We start from the raw sequence: 16,945 nt of genomic DNA, 5'->3' as shown, positions 1-16,945 counted from the left end.
CAAAATGAAGAAGAGTTTGAGCCTCTGGCGGGTGCATTCCCCGCGGATTGCCGCGATAAAACGGGAAGGCAGTTTCTGCGCATATATCCCGCTGCCTGCGGTGGAGTGATTGATTTATGAAATGCTTTGTCCTGTAAAAAAGGCGCATCACCTGATTGGGTGATGCGCCTTATCAATAACAAATGGAAATATTCGGGCTTTATTTATCTTTTATTTTTAACGGGTAAGCCCCGATACTTCTTTAGATAGTATGATCTGCTCAAGGGACTGTCTGGATGTATCACCCCATTCATTGATAGTATCTTCATTTACAGCCTTGATTCCCATGGCGCCCAGGGTTTTTGTCCCCATCTTGTCGATTCTCTTCCTGGCGATTATATTCCCGTCACGGTCCCACATGGTGAAAACATTCTTGGATACAGCCTTTGTTATGGGAATAAAGCCTCCTTGCTTGACTGTCCATTCGGAGAAAATAAGTACGATCGCATCGACCTTAAGTGTCTTGCAAAGAGCCTTGGCTGTTTCAGGTTTGATCATGCCGCCCTTTAATTCCCTGCTGACGGTTGTGAAAACGGGCATGGATTTCTTTCTCAGCACCGGTGTGTAAACTGTGAGAACCTTTTCAGAGCCCAGTTTCTGGTAGGTCTTGTTGGTTATGAATTTTTTAACGCTTTTTACCTTGAACCGTTTGGAAAGACTCTTTTCCGTTGAACTCACCAGCTTTCCAAGGGTTCCGTTGATAAGGTTGGAAACGGAGTTACTTCCAACACTGCCGCTTTTTACGCTGCCTCCCCAATCACTTACAGTGAAAGATGCAATGGCGACCCGCTTAATGGGAGTTGCCGGTTTTTTGAGCACTACACTTGAACCCCGGCAGCCGTTAAAGTTAATTAGAAAAGTCACCCCCAGTAAAACTATCAAACTGCGTTTAATCATAAATACTCCTTTCTATTGCTTTTTTACATATCATCTAAGCACAGGAAATAGTAAGAGTCAACAGTAGAAAAAATATTATTCCATGAAAGGGCAGTTGGGTCATGTTTTCCGGCGCAACTTCTTGCTGGCAGAGCGCTTCCAAAAAAATGCCCGTTTAAGCTATGACTGAAAGAGGGATTTTTGAAAGCGCTGTGAAGCCGATCTGTTACACTATAAATTCATGGGCAACTGCTCATTTGGGGATTATTTTTTTGTGAAGTGCATGGGAAGTTTAATGATCAAAAAAAACGGTAATTTGAGTTTTCCCTTGACTTGTGCAGACGGCAGGAATATATATAAACTATAAAAACCGAGAGGGTGTTTTAAGTTTCCATGGATTTGATGAGAAAAAGAATTATAGATACAGCAAAAAAGCGTTTTTTTACATACGGTTACCGTAAGGTAACTATGGATGAGATTGCTTCTGACCTTGGAATTAGCAAGAAAACGCTTTACAAGCACTTTGCCGGCAAGGAAGAAGTCGCCTGTGAGGTCCTTGGTCAATTTCAGGAGGAAATGGCCCGCCTTTTTGAAGAAAAGAAAAAGACCATTTCCGACCCTGTCGAGCGGTTTGAAGTGCTTGTCGTGGAAATCACCCGCCTCCGGTCGTCTATGAATAATCGCTTCCCCGCCGATATCAAACAGGATATTCCCGACTTGTGGCGAGAGATTGAACGATTCCGGCAAGTGCAGATCATGAAAAATATTGCTGAAAATCTGGAAGAGGGAATTAAAAAGGGGAGAATCAGAGAGGGCCTTAATACGCAGATTGCCACCAAGCTTTATCTCGCCGCTATCCAGTCGATTATGCAGCCCGACCTCCTTGAACAAATGAATATTTCCGTAGAAGAGGCGCTTTCAAATATTAGTTCCATTTTTTTAAATGGCGTGAAGAAAAAGGAGACCTAATATGAAAAAAGTAAATCACTGGGTCATTGCGCATCCCAAAACGGTTTTGCTCATGCTCCTCATTTTGACAATCTTCATGGCAAGCCGTCTGCCTGGGCTTCGCAGTGAAACTAACCTTGAAGCCATGTTTCCTGATGATCACCCCACCGTCACTTATAACGACCAGGTAGAAGAGTGGTTCGAGGTAAAAGATTCCATCGTTGTCGGTATTTTTAACAAAGGAAAATCGGGGATTTACAATGGGGAAACCCTTGCTCTTATCAGGGAAATCACCGATGGGTTGCGCGATATGGACGGCATTCTCAATCGTAAGAAGTCCGATGTTGTGAGTCTTGCCTCCCTCGATAATGTTGTGGGTACGGATTTCGGCATGGATGTTACCCCTTTCATGAAGGAAGTTCCCGGGACGGCAGAAGAGATTAGCGCCCTTAGGGCTGCCGTGGAAGACAATGAAATGGTTAACGGCACTATTGTCAGTCGTGACGGTACGGGCGCCATTATTATGGCCATGATCGAACGTGACGACAAACAGGTAGTCATGTACCGCAAGGTAAAGGAACTTATCGGTTCTCTCGACAAGGGTGAAACAGAGGTTGTTCTTGCCGGACGGCCGGTAATAGAAGGGGTTTTTGCCGCAACCATGCAGCATGATATGCCCAAAATGATGAGAATAACCATTCTTGTTATTCTTGGCGTCCTGCTTTTTACCTTCCATACCTTGAGAGGTGTCTTCCTTCCCATTATTCTTGTCATTATTACTCTCCTCTGGACATTCGGCACCATGGCTATCTTTGGAGTGCCCATTTATACGGTTATGACCATGATGCCCGTCATCCTCCTTGCCGTGGGTTGTGCAGATGCCATTCATATTCTCAGCAAATATTATGATGAGGTTATTCATCATCCCCATGAGAGCAAAGTGACTGTTGTCTATAACACCATGGAGGAACTGGCTCCGCCCGTTATTATGACTTCCATAACGACTATGGCCGGATTTCTGTCGCTTCTCTCGTCAGAGCTTATGCCCATGCGTTTTTTCGGTCTCTTTGTTGCAACAGGGATTTTTTATGCCCTCATATTAAGCATTACCTTTCTGCCTGCCACACTTTCCTTGTTGCCGCTTAAAGTAAGCACCAGGAAGAAGCGGCGTTTTGAGGAACATGGATCCTTTACCCATGTGGACTATGCAGGGAAGTTACTGGGTCTGCTGGCCCGAATTATAAACACCAGACCGGGTTTCATGTATGTCGTCACCTTTATTTTTATTGCCCTGGGCGGTTACGGCCTTGCCCAGATAAAGGTTAGCGCTTCTTTGGTGAAACAGTTCAATGAGGAACACCCTGTCCCCCGGGCTGATGAAAAACTCAACAGTCATTTCGGCGGAACCAACCTTCTTAACATTGTTGTTGAGGGGAAAGAGGCCGAAGTCATCAAGAATCCAGCCATACTCAAGGGAATGGACTCACTGCAGGCTTTCATGCTGGAAGATCCGGACATTGGTGAATCGATCTCTATTGCCGAGTATTTAAAGCGCATGAACCGTGTCCTTAATGAAAACAGGAAGGAAATGTTCAAGGTGCCTGAAACCCGTGATCTGGCGGCCCAGTATCTCTTCCTCTATTCCATGTCAGGCGACCCGACGGATTTCGATTCCGTCGTCGATTACAATTATCAGAAGGCCAATATACGTTTCCAGATCAAGACCGATGAGAGCAGCGTCATTAAATCCGTGCTCAACCGTGCCGATGAAGGGATAGCAAAATTCTTTCCCGGAAAAGATGTGACCCTTAAAAAAGCCGGTACCGTTGCTATTAGTGATGCCTTTATAGACCTCATTATCAGCGGACAGATATGGTCCATTTTTCTATCTATAATTCTTATTTTTATTCTTACCGCTATTGAGTTTAAATCAGTTGTTGCCGGGCTTTGCTGTATTATTCCCATATCGGTTTCGGCCTTTTTTAACTTCGGTTTTATGGGGTTTATCGGCATTCCCCTCGATGTCTCCACGGCGCTTACGGCAAGTATGGCTATCGGTATCGGTGTCGATTACGCTATTCATATGGTCAATAAATACCGGCTCGAAGCGAGAGGCGGCAAGTCACCCCACGAGGTGACAAGGACAACGCTTCTCACGGCGGGAAGGGCCATTTGGTATAACGCGCTTGTCGTGGCTCTCGGCTTTCTCGTTCTTCTTTCGGCTAACCTTGTGCCCCAGCAGAAACTCGGCATGATGATATCCTTAACCATGATGACCTGTTTCGGGGGAGCGGCCATGTTTTTGCCCGTTCTTCTTAACCGCTTTAAACCGGCCTTTGTTTATGGTCAAAAAAAGGAGGCATGAAATGAAAAGAATTATTGTTCTCTCCGTCATAGCGTTTTTCCCCCTGACTGCCTGGAGCAGTGAACTTTCGGGGCTTGAAGTCGTCAAAAGGTGGGATGAAAGGGACGAAGGGAAAGACCTTACCTCAAAGTCTACCTTTAAGCTCATTAATTCAAAAGGCCAGGAGCGGATAAGGAAGACGAGGCGCTACTGGATAAATATGAAGGAAAAGGGCGGATTTGAAGAAAAATCGATTATCTTCTTCGACCGGCCCTCGGACGTAAAGGGAACGTCGCTTTTAAACTGGAGTTATCAGGATGCCGGCAAAGATGACGACCAGTGGCTTTACCTTCCGGCGCTCAGGAAAATAAAACGTATCGCCGCTTCAGACAAGGAAAAATCTTTTATGGGAAGTGATCTCACTTTTGACGATATGGGGGACAGGAAAGTTGAGTCCGATGAGCATAAGCTTTTAAGGGAGGAGGCACTTGACGGCAGGCCCTGTTATGTCGTAGAGATGACTCCCGGGAATAAAAAATATATGTACAGCAGGAAGGAAAAGTGGATCGATAAGGAAACCTTTGTTGATTACCGCACGGATTTTTATGATCGTAAGGGACGCTTTTTAAAGAGGCAACGCATTGACTGGAAAAAAATCGGCAATGTATGGGTTGTAACGAAGATCTATGTGAAAAATGAGCAGACCGGTCACAGCACATCCATCGAGATTGAGGATATTAAGTTAAATACGGGCCTCAAAGAGGGGTGGTTTACAAAGAGAAAAATGGAATCGGGCCGGTAGTGAAGAAAGCGTCTTCTATCTTTATTGCATTTGTATTGCTGCTTCCCGCCTCATCGGATGGGGAAACGGAAATATTCGGCCGTGCCAGGTTGGAGGGTGCCTGGGAGACGACATCCGGGACGGTTCAAAAAAATGAGCAGAACATTGATGTGGAGATCAAAAGTTATTTGGGAGAACATATTTCTGTAAAGGCCTTTTTGCGCGGACTTTATGAGACAGAACTTGAAGAGGATATTCATTCCGAAGGGGACGTGAGGGAACTTTATATTGATTATAGTGGTGACAATTTTAAAGCCCGTTTGGGGAGGCAGCAGGTCGTCTGGGGAAAAACGGATGGTCTCAAGTTGCTCGACCTTATCAATCCGCAGGATTTCAGGGAATTTATTCTCGATGATTTTATCGACAGCCGCATTCCTCTCTGGATGGTGAGGGGGGATATTTATGTGGGAGATGATACGCTTCAGTTGCTCATTATTCCTGATTACCGGCCCAATGATATTGCCCGATCAGGTGATCGCTTCGAGCCTGCCTATTTGAAGTCGATACGCGCGCTGCCTCTTATTCACGCCGAAGAAGAAGAGCCGGGGGGGACTTTAGCTGACAGGGAGTACGGGATTCGATACAGCGGTTTTGCCCGGGGATGGGATTACACGCTTAACTACTTCCATTCATGGGAAGATAACCCTCTCTTTTTTCGTGAAACTATTGGCGGTAATCCTGCTATTGTCAGGCGCTATAAAGAGAGCGATATGTATGGCGGTTCCTTCTCTAATGCTTTTGGCAGTTTTGTCATTCGTGGAGAATCAGCCTATAACAGGGGCAGGTATTTTTCAACGGCAGATCCTCTCGATGCAGACGGACAGGTGAAGAAAGACGAGGTACGGGGTGCTATCGGTATTGATTATACGAAGGGAGACTGGCTCATATCGGGGCAAGTCTTTGAAAGTTATATCCGGGACTATGATGACGGTATTGTCTTCGATGAAGCTTCAACGACGCTTTCCCTGCTTGTGAATGTAAAATTTCTCAATGAAATGCTGGAGCTTAAACTGCTTGATATTTACGGAACAAAGGACAAAGATAATCTGGCAAGGTTGAGCGCTGTTTATTCTCTGACGGACAGGTGGAAGGTACATCTTGGTGGAGCTGTCTTCAGCGGACCTGATGATTCCTTCCTGGGGCAGTTTGATGAGGCCGACAGGGCGGAGCTGGAGATTACCTGCAATTATTAAGTTTTAAAATCTATTTGCAACGCAGAGAAGGCAGAGGGTGCGGAGAAAAGTAAAAAGAGCGTAAAAAAATTAAGTCACAGACTCCTGATTAGCAGGTATTGTTGAATTAACATTAGTTTTTTTGTTGTTCTTCGCCAAGTCCGCCGATTCTGCCGTTAAACTGCTGTTTTCAGGAATAGAGGTTCCCATTGGCACCATTTGTCAAATCATCAAAAGCGCTCACGCTTTGTTTTATTCTGGCGATTTCTTCTTTGGTCCCTTCTCCTGCAAAAGGTGAAGGGCCCATCGTCTTTGACCTTGGAGACTGTATTGCCAGGGCCCTTGAACATAACCGTAAAGTGGAAGCAGGGCATGAAACAGTGAAAAAAGCCTTTGCCCGGATAAAGGAGACAAAGGCGCTTGCCTGGCCGGAAGTAAAGGCCAATGCCGATTATACCTATGTAGGTGATGTTAAGAATTATGCCTTCGGCCCCAATGCCTTTGCCATGGAACAGGATAATTACCGGCTGGGTCTTACTCTTGACCAGAAACTTTACGCTCCCGAAGTTTTTGAGGCCGTCAAGGCGTCAAAGAGTTATGCCGGCCAGGCTGAAATGGAGTTTGAAATTATCAGGGCCGATGTAGTGACGGAGGTGAAGAAGGCCTATTATTACTACCTTTATACAAAGACCATGATCGTTGTCACTGAAGAATCGGTAGCCCAGCTTGAGCGGCATGCAAGCGATGTTAAGACCCGTTACGAAGTGGGACTGGCTACTGATTTCGATGTGTTGAGGGCAGAAGTGCAGCTTGCCAATTCCATTCCGGCGCTGACGCGAAATAAAAATGCCTTTGTTCTGGCTGAAAAGAACCTCAAATCTCAACTGGCCATGGAAAAGGAGGAAACTGTTCTCATTGAGGGCGCGCTTCAGTACGCTTCCATGGAAATAACTATTGATGAGGCGCTGGAGCTTGCTTTTTCAAAAAGGCCGGAAATTGCCTTCCTCGATTATTCCATAAAAAATCTCGAACAGAGCGTTGAAGTAAGCCGCAAGGAGGCCTACCCCTCTCTCTCCATGAACGGCTCCTACAGTTACGCCAATGATGATATGGACATAAGGGGAGAGGCCCAATGGGGAACGAGCTGGACTGTCGGGCTCAGTCTTAAGGCAACCCTTTTTGACGGTTGGGGCAATAAGGCGAGGATTGCACAGAAAAGCAGTGATGTTAAAAGGGGAAAGATAGAAAAAAATGAACTCATGAGCACTATCGACATTGAAGTGAGAACAGCGCTGAGTCGTATGGCGGAAGTGAGGGAATTGATTCAGTCACAGGAAAAAAACATTGAAAATGCCGCCAGGGCCTTTGAAATTGCCGAGACAGGTAATCTCAATGGTGTTGTTAGTGAACTTGAAGTTCTTGATGCGCAACTGGCGCTGACACAGGCGAGAAGCAATTACAAAGAGGCCGTTTATGACTGGCTTATAGCACGGACGGAGCTGGAAAGGGCCATGGGGACGGTTTTGTTAAATTGGCAATAGATCTTGAATAATTAAAGATAAACAGCCCCCGCCTGAGTTTCCCTTGCAAAGGGAGAAAGAGGATGTCAAATTTGGGGGGACAGGTAATGCCGGAAAAGGAGAAAAACTTATGTTCTTTACCCTGAATGATAAATATAAATTCCTGCTGGCAGGAATTTTTCTCTTCAGCATGGTTGGCTGCAAGGGGGATGACGGAGAAAAGAGCGCAGCCCCTGAGGAGGAAAAGGAAAAAAAGGCGCCTCTTGTAAAAGTGCTTACCGTCGGGGCGGCAGACTTTATAAAGAAGGTTGAATTTGTCGGTTCCTGTCGGGCAAAGACTGTGGTGATGGTAAGTTCCGAAGAACCGGGGCTTGTCAAGAGGACCTACTTCGATAAGGGAGAGAAGGTAAAAAAGGGGGCCATCCTTATTGGCCTCGATGATGCGTTGCTTAAGGCATCACTCAAGGAACTTGAAGCTTCCTATGAAATAGAGCGCCTTAACCACGAAAAGCTGCTCGCTTTAAAAAAGGGGAGAGGGGCGGTAACCGACTTTGATCTGCGAAATGCGCTTCTCAAAACGGACATGGCCGGAGCAAGAGTTGAAAATCTCAAGGCCCAGCTTAAAAAGAAAAAAATCTTCAGCCCCATTGAGGGGGTGGTTGAAGTGAAGCATGTAGAGGAAGGGGAATATGTAACACCGGGCAAGGCCGTTGCAACCCTTGCCGACCTTTCAACGGTCAAGGTCGAAGTGGCTATTGCCGAAAAGGACCTTTCCTATTTTACCGTCGGTACTGTAGCTGAAGTTGTTTTTAATGCCTATGGGGGGGAGGTCTTTAAAGGAACCATCGACTATATTTCTCCCCAGGTAGAAAGAAAGGCCGGTACTTTCCTCGTTGAAATAACGCTCAAAAATGACAAAAACCGTTTCAAGCCGGGCATGATGGCCCGGGTAAAGCTCGTCAAGGAGCGCTGTGAAGATTGTCTCCTTGTTCCCCAGGATGCTATTTTGGACGATGTGAAAGGGAGGTCCCTCTTTATTGTTACGAAAGAGGGCGTTGCTGAACGAAGGCCTGTTCTTCTTGGAGAGATGGAAAACGAGCGTATTGTCGTTATTTCCGGTGTAAGTGAGGGAGAGAGGGTCGTCGTTGTTGGCCAGCGCAATCTTCTCCCCGGCGAAAAGGTTAGTATCGTCCAATAGAGGGTGTGAATTGTTTATAACCGATATTTCCATAAAACGTTCGACGGCCGTCTTTGTCATGGTTTTCATCATTATTGTGACAGGAAGTTCGTCTTATATGAGTCTGCCCAGGGAAGCTTCGCCGGACATAACCATTCCCGTTATTATTGTATCGACGCCTTATTTTGGCGTATCTCCTTCCGATATGGAGACGCTTGTTACTCAACCCATCGAACAGGAACTCAAAAACATTGGCGATGTGAAGGAGATCACTTCCTCCTCCAGTGAAGGCATATCGTCTATTACCATCGAATTTGAACCGAATACGGATATTGACAGCGCCCTGCAAAAAGTCCGGGACAAGGTGGATGTGGCAAAAACGGAGCTTCCTGATGATGCGGAAGAGCCCGTCATCCAGGAAATCAACTTCTCCGATTTTCCCGTTATGATTGTCAATATTTCCGGTGATTACGGGCTTGAGAGACTAAAGGGGATTGCTGAAGACCTTGAGGACAAGATTGAAGGCATTACCGGTGTTCTCAGTGTAACTGTAACGGGAGGCCTTGAAAGGGAAGTCAAGGTTAATCTGGATCCTGAAAAACTTCGCTATTATAACCTGTCGGTGAAAGATGTTATCGACACCATCAAAGATGAAAACCTGACTATCCCCGGCGGCAGTATCGATATTGGAAGCTATAAATACCTCGTCAGGGTTCCGGGAGAGTTTGAAGCGACAAGCATCATCGAAAATCTTATTCTTAAAAGTATCGATGGCCGTCCCATTTATATGCGGGATGTGGCTCATGTAATGTACGGATTCAAAGAACCGACCAGTCATGCAAGATTAAATGGAATTCAGTGCGTTTCCCTTTCCATTACAAAAAGGAGTGGCGAAAACCTTATCCGTATGGCTGATGAGATCAAGGAACTGCTTGAAACTGAAAAAGAGAAGTATCCTTCGGGCGTCACCTTCTCCATTACGGCCGATGCGTCTAACGATATACGCAAAATGGTCGATGATCTGGAAAATAATATTATTTCCGGCCTCATTCTCGTATTGCTTGTTCTTCTTGCCTTCCTGGGGTTCAGGACCTCTCTCTTTGTCGCTCTGGCGATTCCCTTTTCCATGTTGATTTCCTTTTTTGTCCTTCAGTCACTTGGCTTTACTCTTAACATGGTTGTCCTCTTCAGTCTCATCCTGGCGCTGGGAATGCTTGTCGATAATGCCATCGTTATCGTAGAGAATATCTACCGTCACGGGGAAGAGGGGCTTGACATGACAATGGCGGCAAAAAGGGGGACTTCGGAAGTGGCCATGCCTGTCATTATCGCCACTATTACCACGTTGTGCGCCTTTTTTCCCATGATTTTCTGGCCCGGTATTATGGGAGAGTTTATGAATTATCTGCCCAAAACCCTTATCGTTACCTTGTCGGCATCACTCTTTGTGGCCCTTGTCATTAATCCTGTTTTTTGTGCCAAGCTGCTCAGGGTAAAAAAACGTGAAGGTTCCATCGGTGACCGGTCTGATCATAAGGTCCTTGTCCGCTGGTATAAGGTATCTATCACCTATGCTCTCAAGTACCCCCTTGTCACTCTCCTTGTTTCCGTCATGACCCTTGTTGTCGTAGTCATCCTTTATATATTTCTCGGCAAGGGGGTAGAATTTTTCCCTGATACGGACCCAAGCAAGATATTTATAGAGATTGAAGCGCCGCTGGGCACGAGGCTCGATGTGACCAATGAAATAACGAGATCGGCTGAAAAAGGTGTCGGCAACTATCCCGATATTAAACATTATGTGGCCAACAGCGGCGTTTCTACAGGAAAGTTCGACATGGGGGGAAGCAGTGACGGGGGGCCTGCCAACAAGGCAAGGATTTCCGTTGACTTTGTCGATATGGAAAAAAGGAGCAGGTCTTCCGAGCTTACTTCCGACGATATCCGGAAAAATGTGATGAAAATTTCCGGCGCCCTTATTAAGGTGCAAAAAGAGAGGCACGGTCCGCCCACGGGCGCTCCCGTAAATATAGAAATTTCGGGTGATAATTATGAAAAGCTCGGTCAATTGTCTGAATCGGCCATGAAAATAATTGAGAACGTTGCCGGTGTTGTTGATTTAGATGATGATTACAAGGTAGGGAACCCCGAAGTAAAGATCTGGATAGATAGGGAAAAAGCGGCCCTTTATGACCTGACGACGAGGAAAATTGCCAATACGATCCGCACGGCCATCAGGGGAACAGAGGCTTCTACGTACCGTGAATTTGAAAATGAGTACGATATTACGGTCCGTTTCAGGGAGGAAAAACGTTCCTCAATACAGGATATTAAAGATATCGTCATTGCACATGAAGGCAGGCAGGTTCCACTTTCCAATATAGCGAATATTGAGCTTTCCAGCGGTCCCGGAAGCATTATGCGAAAAGACCTGAAACGGGTGGTCACAGTGACGGCTGATGTTGAAGGACGCCTCAAAACGAAGGCTTTGGCCGAAGTGCAGGAGAAGCTAAAGAAACTTGGCCTTCCGGCCGGTTATTCTATTGACTATACGGGGGAGCAGGAAGAACAGAAAAAGGCGGAAGATTTTCTAAAAAGGGCCTTTGTTCTTGCCGTCCTCATGATTGCCTTCATGCTGGTCCTCGAATTTAATTCCCTTGTTACCTCAAGCATCATCATGTTTTCCGTTATCCTTTCCATGATAGGTGTTTTTGTGGGGCTCATTATTACGCAGACTCCTTTCGGTATTATTATGACCGGTATCGGTGTTATTAGTCTGGCGGGGGTAGTCGTAAATAATGCCATTGTTCTCCTCGATTATGTGATTCAGTTGAGAGAGCGGGGAATTGAAAAAATGGATGCCATTATAACAGCGGGTATGACGAGGTTGAGACCGGTCCTGCTTACGGCTGTCACAACCATATTGGGGCTTATTCCCATGGCGACGGGTTTTTATTTTGATTTTAAAAAGATGCACTGGATAACAGGGAGTGAAAGTGCGCAGTGGTGGGGGCCCATGGCTGTGGCCGTCATTTTTGGCCTCGCCTTTGCCACAGTGCTTACCCTTCTTGTTGTACCTGTTCTCTATCTTGTCCTCGATAATTTATCGGAAAAAATGAAGAAAATGCTCAAACCATGATAAAGTAGTACAAAAATAATTGATAAATGTGAATATCTTCCTTGACAAGAGGAGCGCTGATCAGTATAGTACTCTTTTGTTTTGTTTATAAGGGGACTGGTTTGTCTTTAATCCCCGGGGTGAGAAGGTCGGGAATTTTCCTTTCAGTTTCTATGTTTAGCTAAATAGTAAAACGATCAATTATCTGGGAAAGTAGGTGAGGTATTTTTGGAAGTAAGGGTACAGGATAATCAGCTCGAAAGAGCTTTAAAAGATCTTAAGCGTAAATTGGCCAAGGAAGGCGTTATGAAAGAACTCAAGAAAAGACGCTTTTATGAGAAGCCTTCAGTAAAAAAGAAGAGAAAGCAGAAAGAAGCAAGAAAAAGAAGGCTCAAGACGACCTACCGTCCGTCATTTAATAACAGATAGTTTTCTTTTTTATGAAAAATACCGAAAAGGGCAGAGTTAATCTCTGCCCTTTTCTTTTAAGGGGAAAAGTTGTTTTTGACTTATGGTTTGCAATTACCTTGAAAATAGCCACTTTGTTGAAGGTCGGCTTTGGTTCAAGGGTAATATGTCTCATTACAAGCCCATCCAATCTCCCCTTTGGTAAATGGGAGGAGCAACGTTCCCTCTCTTTACCAAAGGGGGGATTAGGAGGCGTTGGCTTTGCCACCGGGTTATTGACTTTTACATGTTTTGAAAGGATAACCTTATTAAGCTTGAATGAGCCGCTATTTATCTTGACAAATTCGCTCGTTATGTTACTTTTAGTGGTTTAAATTCCAGTCGTTACGGAGGTATTTTTTTTTGGATTACAAAGAGACTCTCAATCTTCCCGGGACAGACTTCCCTATGAAGGCAAACCTTGCCAACAAGGAGCCTCTTACACAGGAGAAGTGGGAAAGTATCGATATATACCAAAAACTGAGGGAGAGCTCGAAAGGAAGGAAGAAATATGTCCTTCACGATGGCCCGCCTTATGCCAATGGAAATATTCACATTGGTCATGCAGTAAATAAAATCCTCAAAGACATCATTGTCAAGTCGAGACAGATGGAGGGCTATGATGCGCCCTATATTCCCGGTTGGGACTGTCACGGTCTTCCCATTGAGTTGCAGGTAGAAAAAAAGCTGGGCAAGAAAAAGCATGATGTCACCAAGAGTGAGGCAAGAAAGCTCTGTCGCGATTATGCCGAAAAGTATGTAGGTATCCAGCGTGAAGATTTTAAACGTCTCGGCGTTTTTGGTGAGTGGGATGCGCCTTATCTCACCATGAGCTATGACTATGAAGCAACTATCGTGAGAGAACTTGGAAAGTTCATGGAAAGCGGCTCTCTCTATAAAGGGAAAAAGCCTGTTCACTGGTGCGCTTCCTGCCGGACGGCGCTGGCCGAGGCGGAAGTCGAATATGACGACCATGAGTCACCTTCTATCTTTGTAAAGTTTCCTGTAAAATCTGATATTTCAGCCAAAGTGCCTGAACTAAAGGGGAAAAAGGTATCCATCGTTATATGGACGACAACACCCTGGACCATTCCTGCCAACATGGCAGTTTGTCTCCACCCTGATTTTAACTATGCTGCTGTGGAAGTTGCAGGTGAAGTCCTTGTCGTTGCAGAAGACCTGGTTGAAAAGTGTATGGCTGATTTCGGTATGGAAGGCTATTTGACGGTAACGGCCTTCAGGGGGAGCGAAATTGAGAATGAAGTCTGCAATCATCCCTTCCTGGAAAGGGATTCCCTTGTAGTCAGTGGGAATCACGTTACTCTCGAGGCCGGTACAGGCTGTGTTCATACAGCGCCGGGTCATGGTCATGATGACTATGTGGTGGGCCTCAAATACGGCCTCGATATATATAATCCTGTCGGGAATAACGGTGTTTACAAGGATGACGTTCAATTTTTTGCCGGTGAACATGTATTCAAGGCCAATCCGCTTGTGGTGGAAAAGCTGAAAGAGGTGGGAGCCCTTATTTGTGTTAACAAGCTGTCTCACTCCTATCCGCACTGCTGGCGATGCAAAAAACCGATACTCTTCAGAGCAACCGACCAGTGGTTTATTTCTATGGAGAAAAATGATCTCCGTAAAAAAGCGCTTCATGAAATCAACAAGGTTGAGTGGATTCCTTCCTGGGGAAAGGGGAGGATTTACGGTATGGTGGAAAACCGGCCCGACTGGTGTCTCTCAAGGCAAAGGGCCTGGGGTGTGCCTATTACTGCTTTCAGGTGCAAAGCTTGTGAAGAGATGATCATGGATAAAGAAGTTATCGGGCATATTGCCCAAATGGTAGAGAAAGAGAGCGCCGACGTCTGGTTTGACAAAGAAGTTGCCGAACTTCTTCCTGCCGGCTACAAATGCCCTTCATGCAGCGCGACAGATTTTGAAAAGGAAGAAGATATTCTCGATGTCTGGTTTGACTCCGGTGTGAGCCACAGTGTCGTTCTTGAACAGCGGGAAGGCCATAGCTGGCCGGCCGACCTTTATCTTGAAGGGAGCGATCAGCACAGGGGATGGTTCCATTCATCGCTGCTGGCCTCTGTCGGCACGAGAGGAAAAGCGCCCTACAAAGCGGTCCTTACCCATGGTTTTGTCGTTGACGGCGCGGGCAAGAAAATGTCCAAATCCTTCGGGAACGTTATTGCGCCTCAGGAGGTAATCAAGAAGTACGGCGCCGATATTTTGAGGCTCTGGGTGGCGGCGGAAGATTACCGTGATGACATCAGGATTTCCGAAGAGATCCTCAAACGTTGCTCCGAAGCCTACCGCAGGATAAGAAACACGGCGAGATACATACTGGGCAACATCGATGATTTTGACAATACTAAAGATATGCTTCCCTATTCAGAGCTTGAAGCGCTTGACAGGTGGGCCCTGCATAGACTGAACCTGCTTACGGGGAAAGTTCTTAATTCTTACGAGACCTTCGAGTTTCACCAGATCTATCACTCGGTGCATAACTTCTGCTCCATCGATATGAGCGCCTTCTACCTCGATATACTGAAAGACAGGCTCTATACATCGGGCAAAAGATCGAAGGGTCGGCGTTCGGCCCAGACCGTCCTCTTTGAGATACTTAACGCCATTGCAAGGCTTATTGCGCCTGTTCTTGGTTTTACATCGGAAGAGATCTGGTCCTATATACCTGACTATGAGGGCAAGGAAGAATCAATTCATCTTGCAGCCTTTCCGCAAGTCAAAGAGGCGTGGAACGATGAAGCCCTGGGTGAAAAGTGGGAGCGTCTTATCGGTATCAGGAGTGATGTTTCCAAGGCCCTCGAACTGGCAAGACGGGAGAAGGTTATTGGTCACTCTCTCGATGCCGCTGTGCTCATTGATGCAGATGAAGAGACTTTAAGCTTTATTAAAGGTTTCGAACCCGAGCTTAACAGGATATTTATCGTTTCAGCAGCTTCGGCAGGAATCGGGGAAGGTGAGCCCACTTACGTAAGTGAAGAGATTGACGGATTAGAAGTCTACGTCTCTTCCGCTTCCGGTGAGAAATGTGAGCGCTGCTGGAACTATGATGATCAAACGGGGTCTAACGAAAAAGGGTTGAACGTTTGTCCCAGATGCTACGAGGTTGTCGAAGGGATTGGATAAAAAATATATACCGCTCTTTACCTTTGCGCCGGTTATTATTATTCTGGACCAGTTGGTAAAGATCTACGTCGATAAAACGATGCACCTCTATCAGTCCATCGAGGTGCTGGAGAATTTTTTTCATATTACCTACATCAGGAATAAGGGGGCGGCTTTCGGTATTCTTTCAGGAGCAAACGAGAGTTTGAGGGTTCCCTTTTTCCTCACTGTTTCAGCCATTGCCGTTGTGGTCATTATTTACACAATTTATACTTACAGGGAAGAGTCACCGCTCTTCCCCTTTGCCATGGCAATGATTCTCGGTGGTGCTATAGGAAATGTGATAGATCGCATCAGGCTCGGTGAGGTTATCGACTATATTGACGTTCACTGGTATACCCACCACTGGCCTGCCTTTAACGTTGCCGATTCGGCCATTACCGCAGGTGTAGTGCTGTTAATCATTAGCATGCTTTTTGAACATAAAAAGGCGGAAAGTGAAGAGGAGAATAGCTGATGCAGCCTATCATATTCCAGATTGGTGATTTTGCCGTCAGGGGATACGGCCTCATGGCGGCCCTTGGTTTCATGGCCGGTATATGGATCGCTTCCCGTGAAGCCCAAAGGCTCGGTGAAAATAAGGAGCGCATCATGGACATGGCCTTTTACATGGTCCTGGCTGCCATCATCGGTTCCAGGGTGCTTCACGTTATGGTCGAGTGGAAATATTTTTTACAACATCCCGGGGAGATTGTAAAGATATGGGAAGGGGGGCTTGTTTTTTACGGTGGTCTCGTCGGCGCCGTCATGGTTGGCTCTTACTATATCCGGAAGCATTCCATGGCTTTCTGGAAAACAGCTGACATTTTTGCCGTCGGTATTCCGCTTGGTCATGCCTTTGGTCGATTCGGCTGTTTTATGGCTGGTTGCTGCTACGGTTACGCAACCGATCTTCCCTGGGCTGTCGAATTTAGCGATACCAATTCTCTGGCGCCTCTTCATGAGCATCTGCATCCAACCCAGTTGTACAGTTCACTTAATAACCTCACTATTTTTGCCCTTATCTTTCTCATGAGAAAAAGCAAAAAAATTGACGGACAACTTGCCCTCACCTATGTTTTCCTTTATTCTGTTACGAGAGGAATTATCGAGTTATTCCGCGGTGACGACAGAGGAACGATTTATGGAGGCTACATTTCCACGGCACAGGGGATAGGCATTGTACTGGCGATTTCGGCCATTGTTGCAATGGTCTATCTCGGTAAAAAGGCCGCTGTAAAGAAGAGCTCATCTGCATAATATTTATTGTCCCCACCGTTTACTGAGTT

Annotated in this window: 13 protein-coding genes; 12 read left to right on the top strand and 1 reads right to left on the bottom strand. The window is 46.0% G+C overall.

Annotation, left to right across the window (positions count from 1 at the left end; all coding sequences use genetic code 11):
* Positions 1-216: 216 nt before the first annotated feature.
* Positions 217-936, bottom strand: coding sequence for a hypothetical protein (locus OEV42_06525; protein MDH3973918.1), 720 nt, complete (start codon positions 934-936; stop codon positions 217-219).
* 381 nt (positions 937-1,317) lie between these two features.
* Between OEV42_06525 and OEV42_06520 the strand changes: the two genes are divergently transcribed.
* The 12 genes from OEV42_06520 to lgt all read left to right on the top strand — a co-directional run bounded on the left by OEV42_06520 (position 1,318) and on the right by lgt (position 16,916).
* Entirely contained in the window at positions 1,318-1,884 is a 567-nt protein-coding gene (locus OEV42_06520) for a TetR/AcrR family transcriptional regulator (protein MDH3973917.1), read from the top strand.
* A gap of 1 nt (position 1,885) precedes the next feature.
* Positions 1,886-4,228, top strand: a complete 2,343-nt coding sequence (locus OEV42_06515; GenBank protein ID MDH3973916.1) for an efflux RND transporter permease subunit — start codon at positions 1,886-1,888, stop codon at positions 4,226-4,228.
* Between the two features lies 1 nt (position 4,229).
* A complete protein-coding gene (locus OEV42_06510) occupies positions 4,230-5,009 on the top strand; it encodes an outer membrane lipoprotein-sorting protein (protein ID MDH3973915.1) in 780 nt (259 codons plus the stop codon).
* A complete protein-coding gene (locus OEV42_06505) occupies positions 4,973-6,241 on the top strand; it encodes a hypothetical protein (GenBank protein MDH3973914.1) in 1,269 nt (422 codons plus the stop codon). Before OEV42_06510 ends, OEV42_06505 begins: the two co-directional genes overlap by 37 nt.
* A 188-nt stretch (positions 6,242-6,429) precedes the next feature.
* The gene (locus OEV42_06500; GenBank protein ID MDH3973913.1) at positions 6,430-7,761 is read left to right on the top strand and encodes a TolC family protein; all 1,332 of its coding nucleotides are present in this window, start codon (positions 6,430-6,432) and stop codon (positions 7,759-7,761) included.
* Positions 7,762-7,870: 109 nt separating this feature from the next.
* Positions 7,871-8,938, top strand: a complete 1,068-nt coding sequence (locus tag OEV42_06495; GenBank protein ID MDH3973912.1) for an efflux RND transporter periplasmic adaptor subunit — start codon at positions 7,871-7,873, stop codon at positions 8,936-8,938.
* Between the two features lie 10 nt (positions 8,939-8,948).
* Positions 8,949-12,056, top strand: a complete 3,108-nt coding sequence (locus tag OEV42_06490; protein ID MDH3973911.1) for an efflux RND transporter permease subunit — start codon at positions 8,949-8,951, stop codon at positions 12,054-12,056.
* A gap of 207 nt (positions 12,057-12,263) precedes the next feature.
* Positions 12,264-12,464: a 30S ribosomal protein S21 gene (gene rpsU, locus OEV42_06485; GenBank protein MDH3973910.1), complete on the top strand. Its 201-nt coding sequence runs from the start codon at positions 12,264-12,266 to the stop codon at positions 12,462-12,464.
* Between the two features lie 11 nt (positions 12,465-12,475).
* Entirely contained in the window at positions 12,476-12,817 is a 342-nt protein-coding gene (locus OEV42_06480) for a hypothetical protein (GenBank protein MDH3973909.1), read from the top strand.
* A gap of 28 nt (positions 12,818-12,845) precedes the next feature.
* Entirely contained in the window at positions 12,846-15,638 is a 2,793-nt protein-coding gene (gene ileS, locus OEV42_06475; GenBank protein MDH3973908.1) for an isoleucine--tRNA ligase, read from the top strand.
* Entirely contained in the window at positions 15,631-16,134 is a 504-nt protein-coding gene (lspA, locus tag OEV42_06470; GenBank protein MDH3973907.1) for a signal peptidase II, read from the top strand. Before ileS ends, lspA begins: the two co-directional genes overlap by 8 nt.
* A complete protein-coding gene (gene lgt / locus OEV42_06465; protein MDH3973906.1) occupies positions 16,134-16,916 on the top strand; it encodes a prolipoprotein diacylglyceryl transferase in 783 nt (260 codons plus the stop codon). The genes lspA and lgt overlap by 1 nt, the downstream gene beginning before the upstream one ends.
* Positions 16,917-16,945: the final 29 nt, after the last annotated feature.

This window comes from Deltaproteobacteria bacterium (assembly GCA_029860075.1).
GTDB lineage: Bacteria > Desulfobacterota > JADFVX01 > JADFVX01 > JADFVX01 > JAOUBX01.
This window is presented reverse-complemented; position numbering and strand designations above follow the sequence as displayed.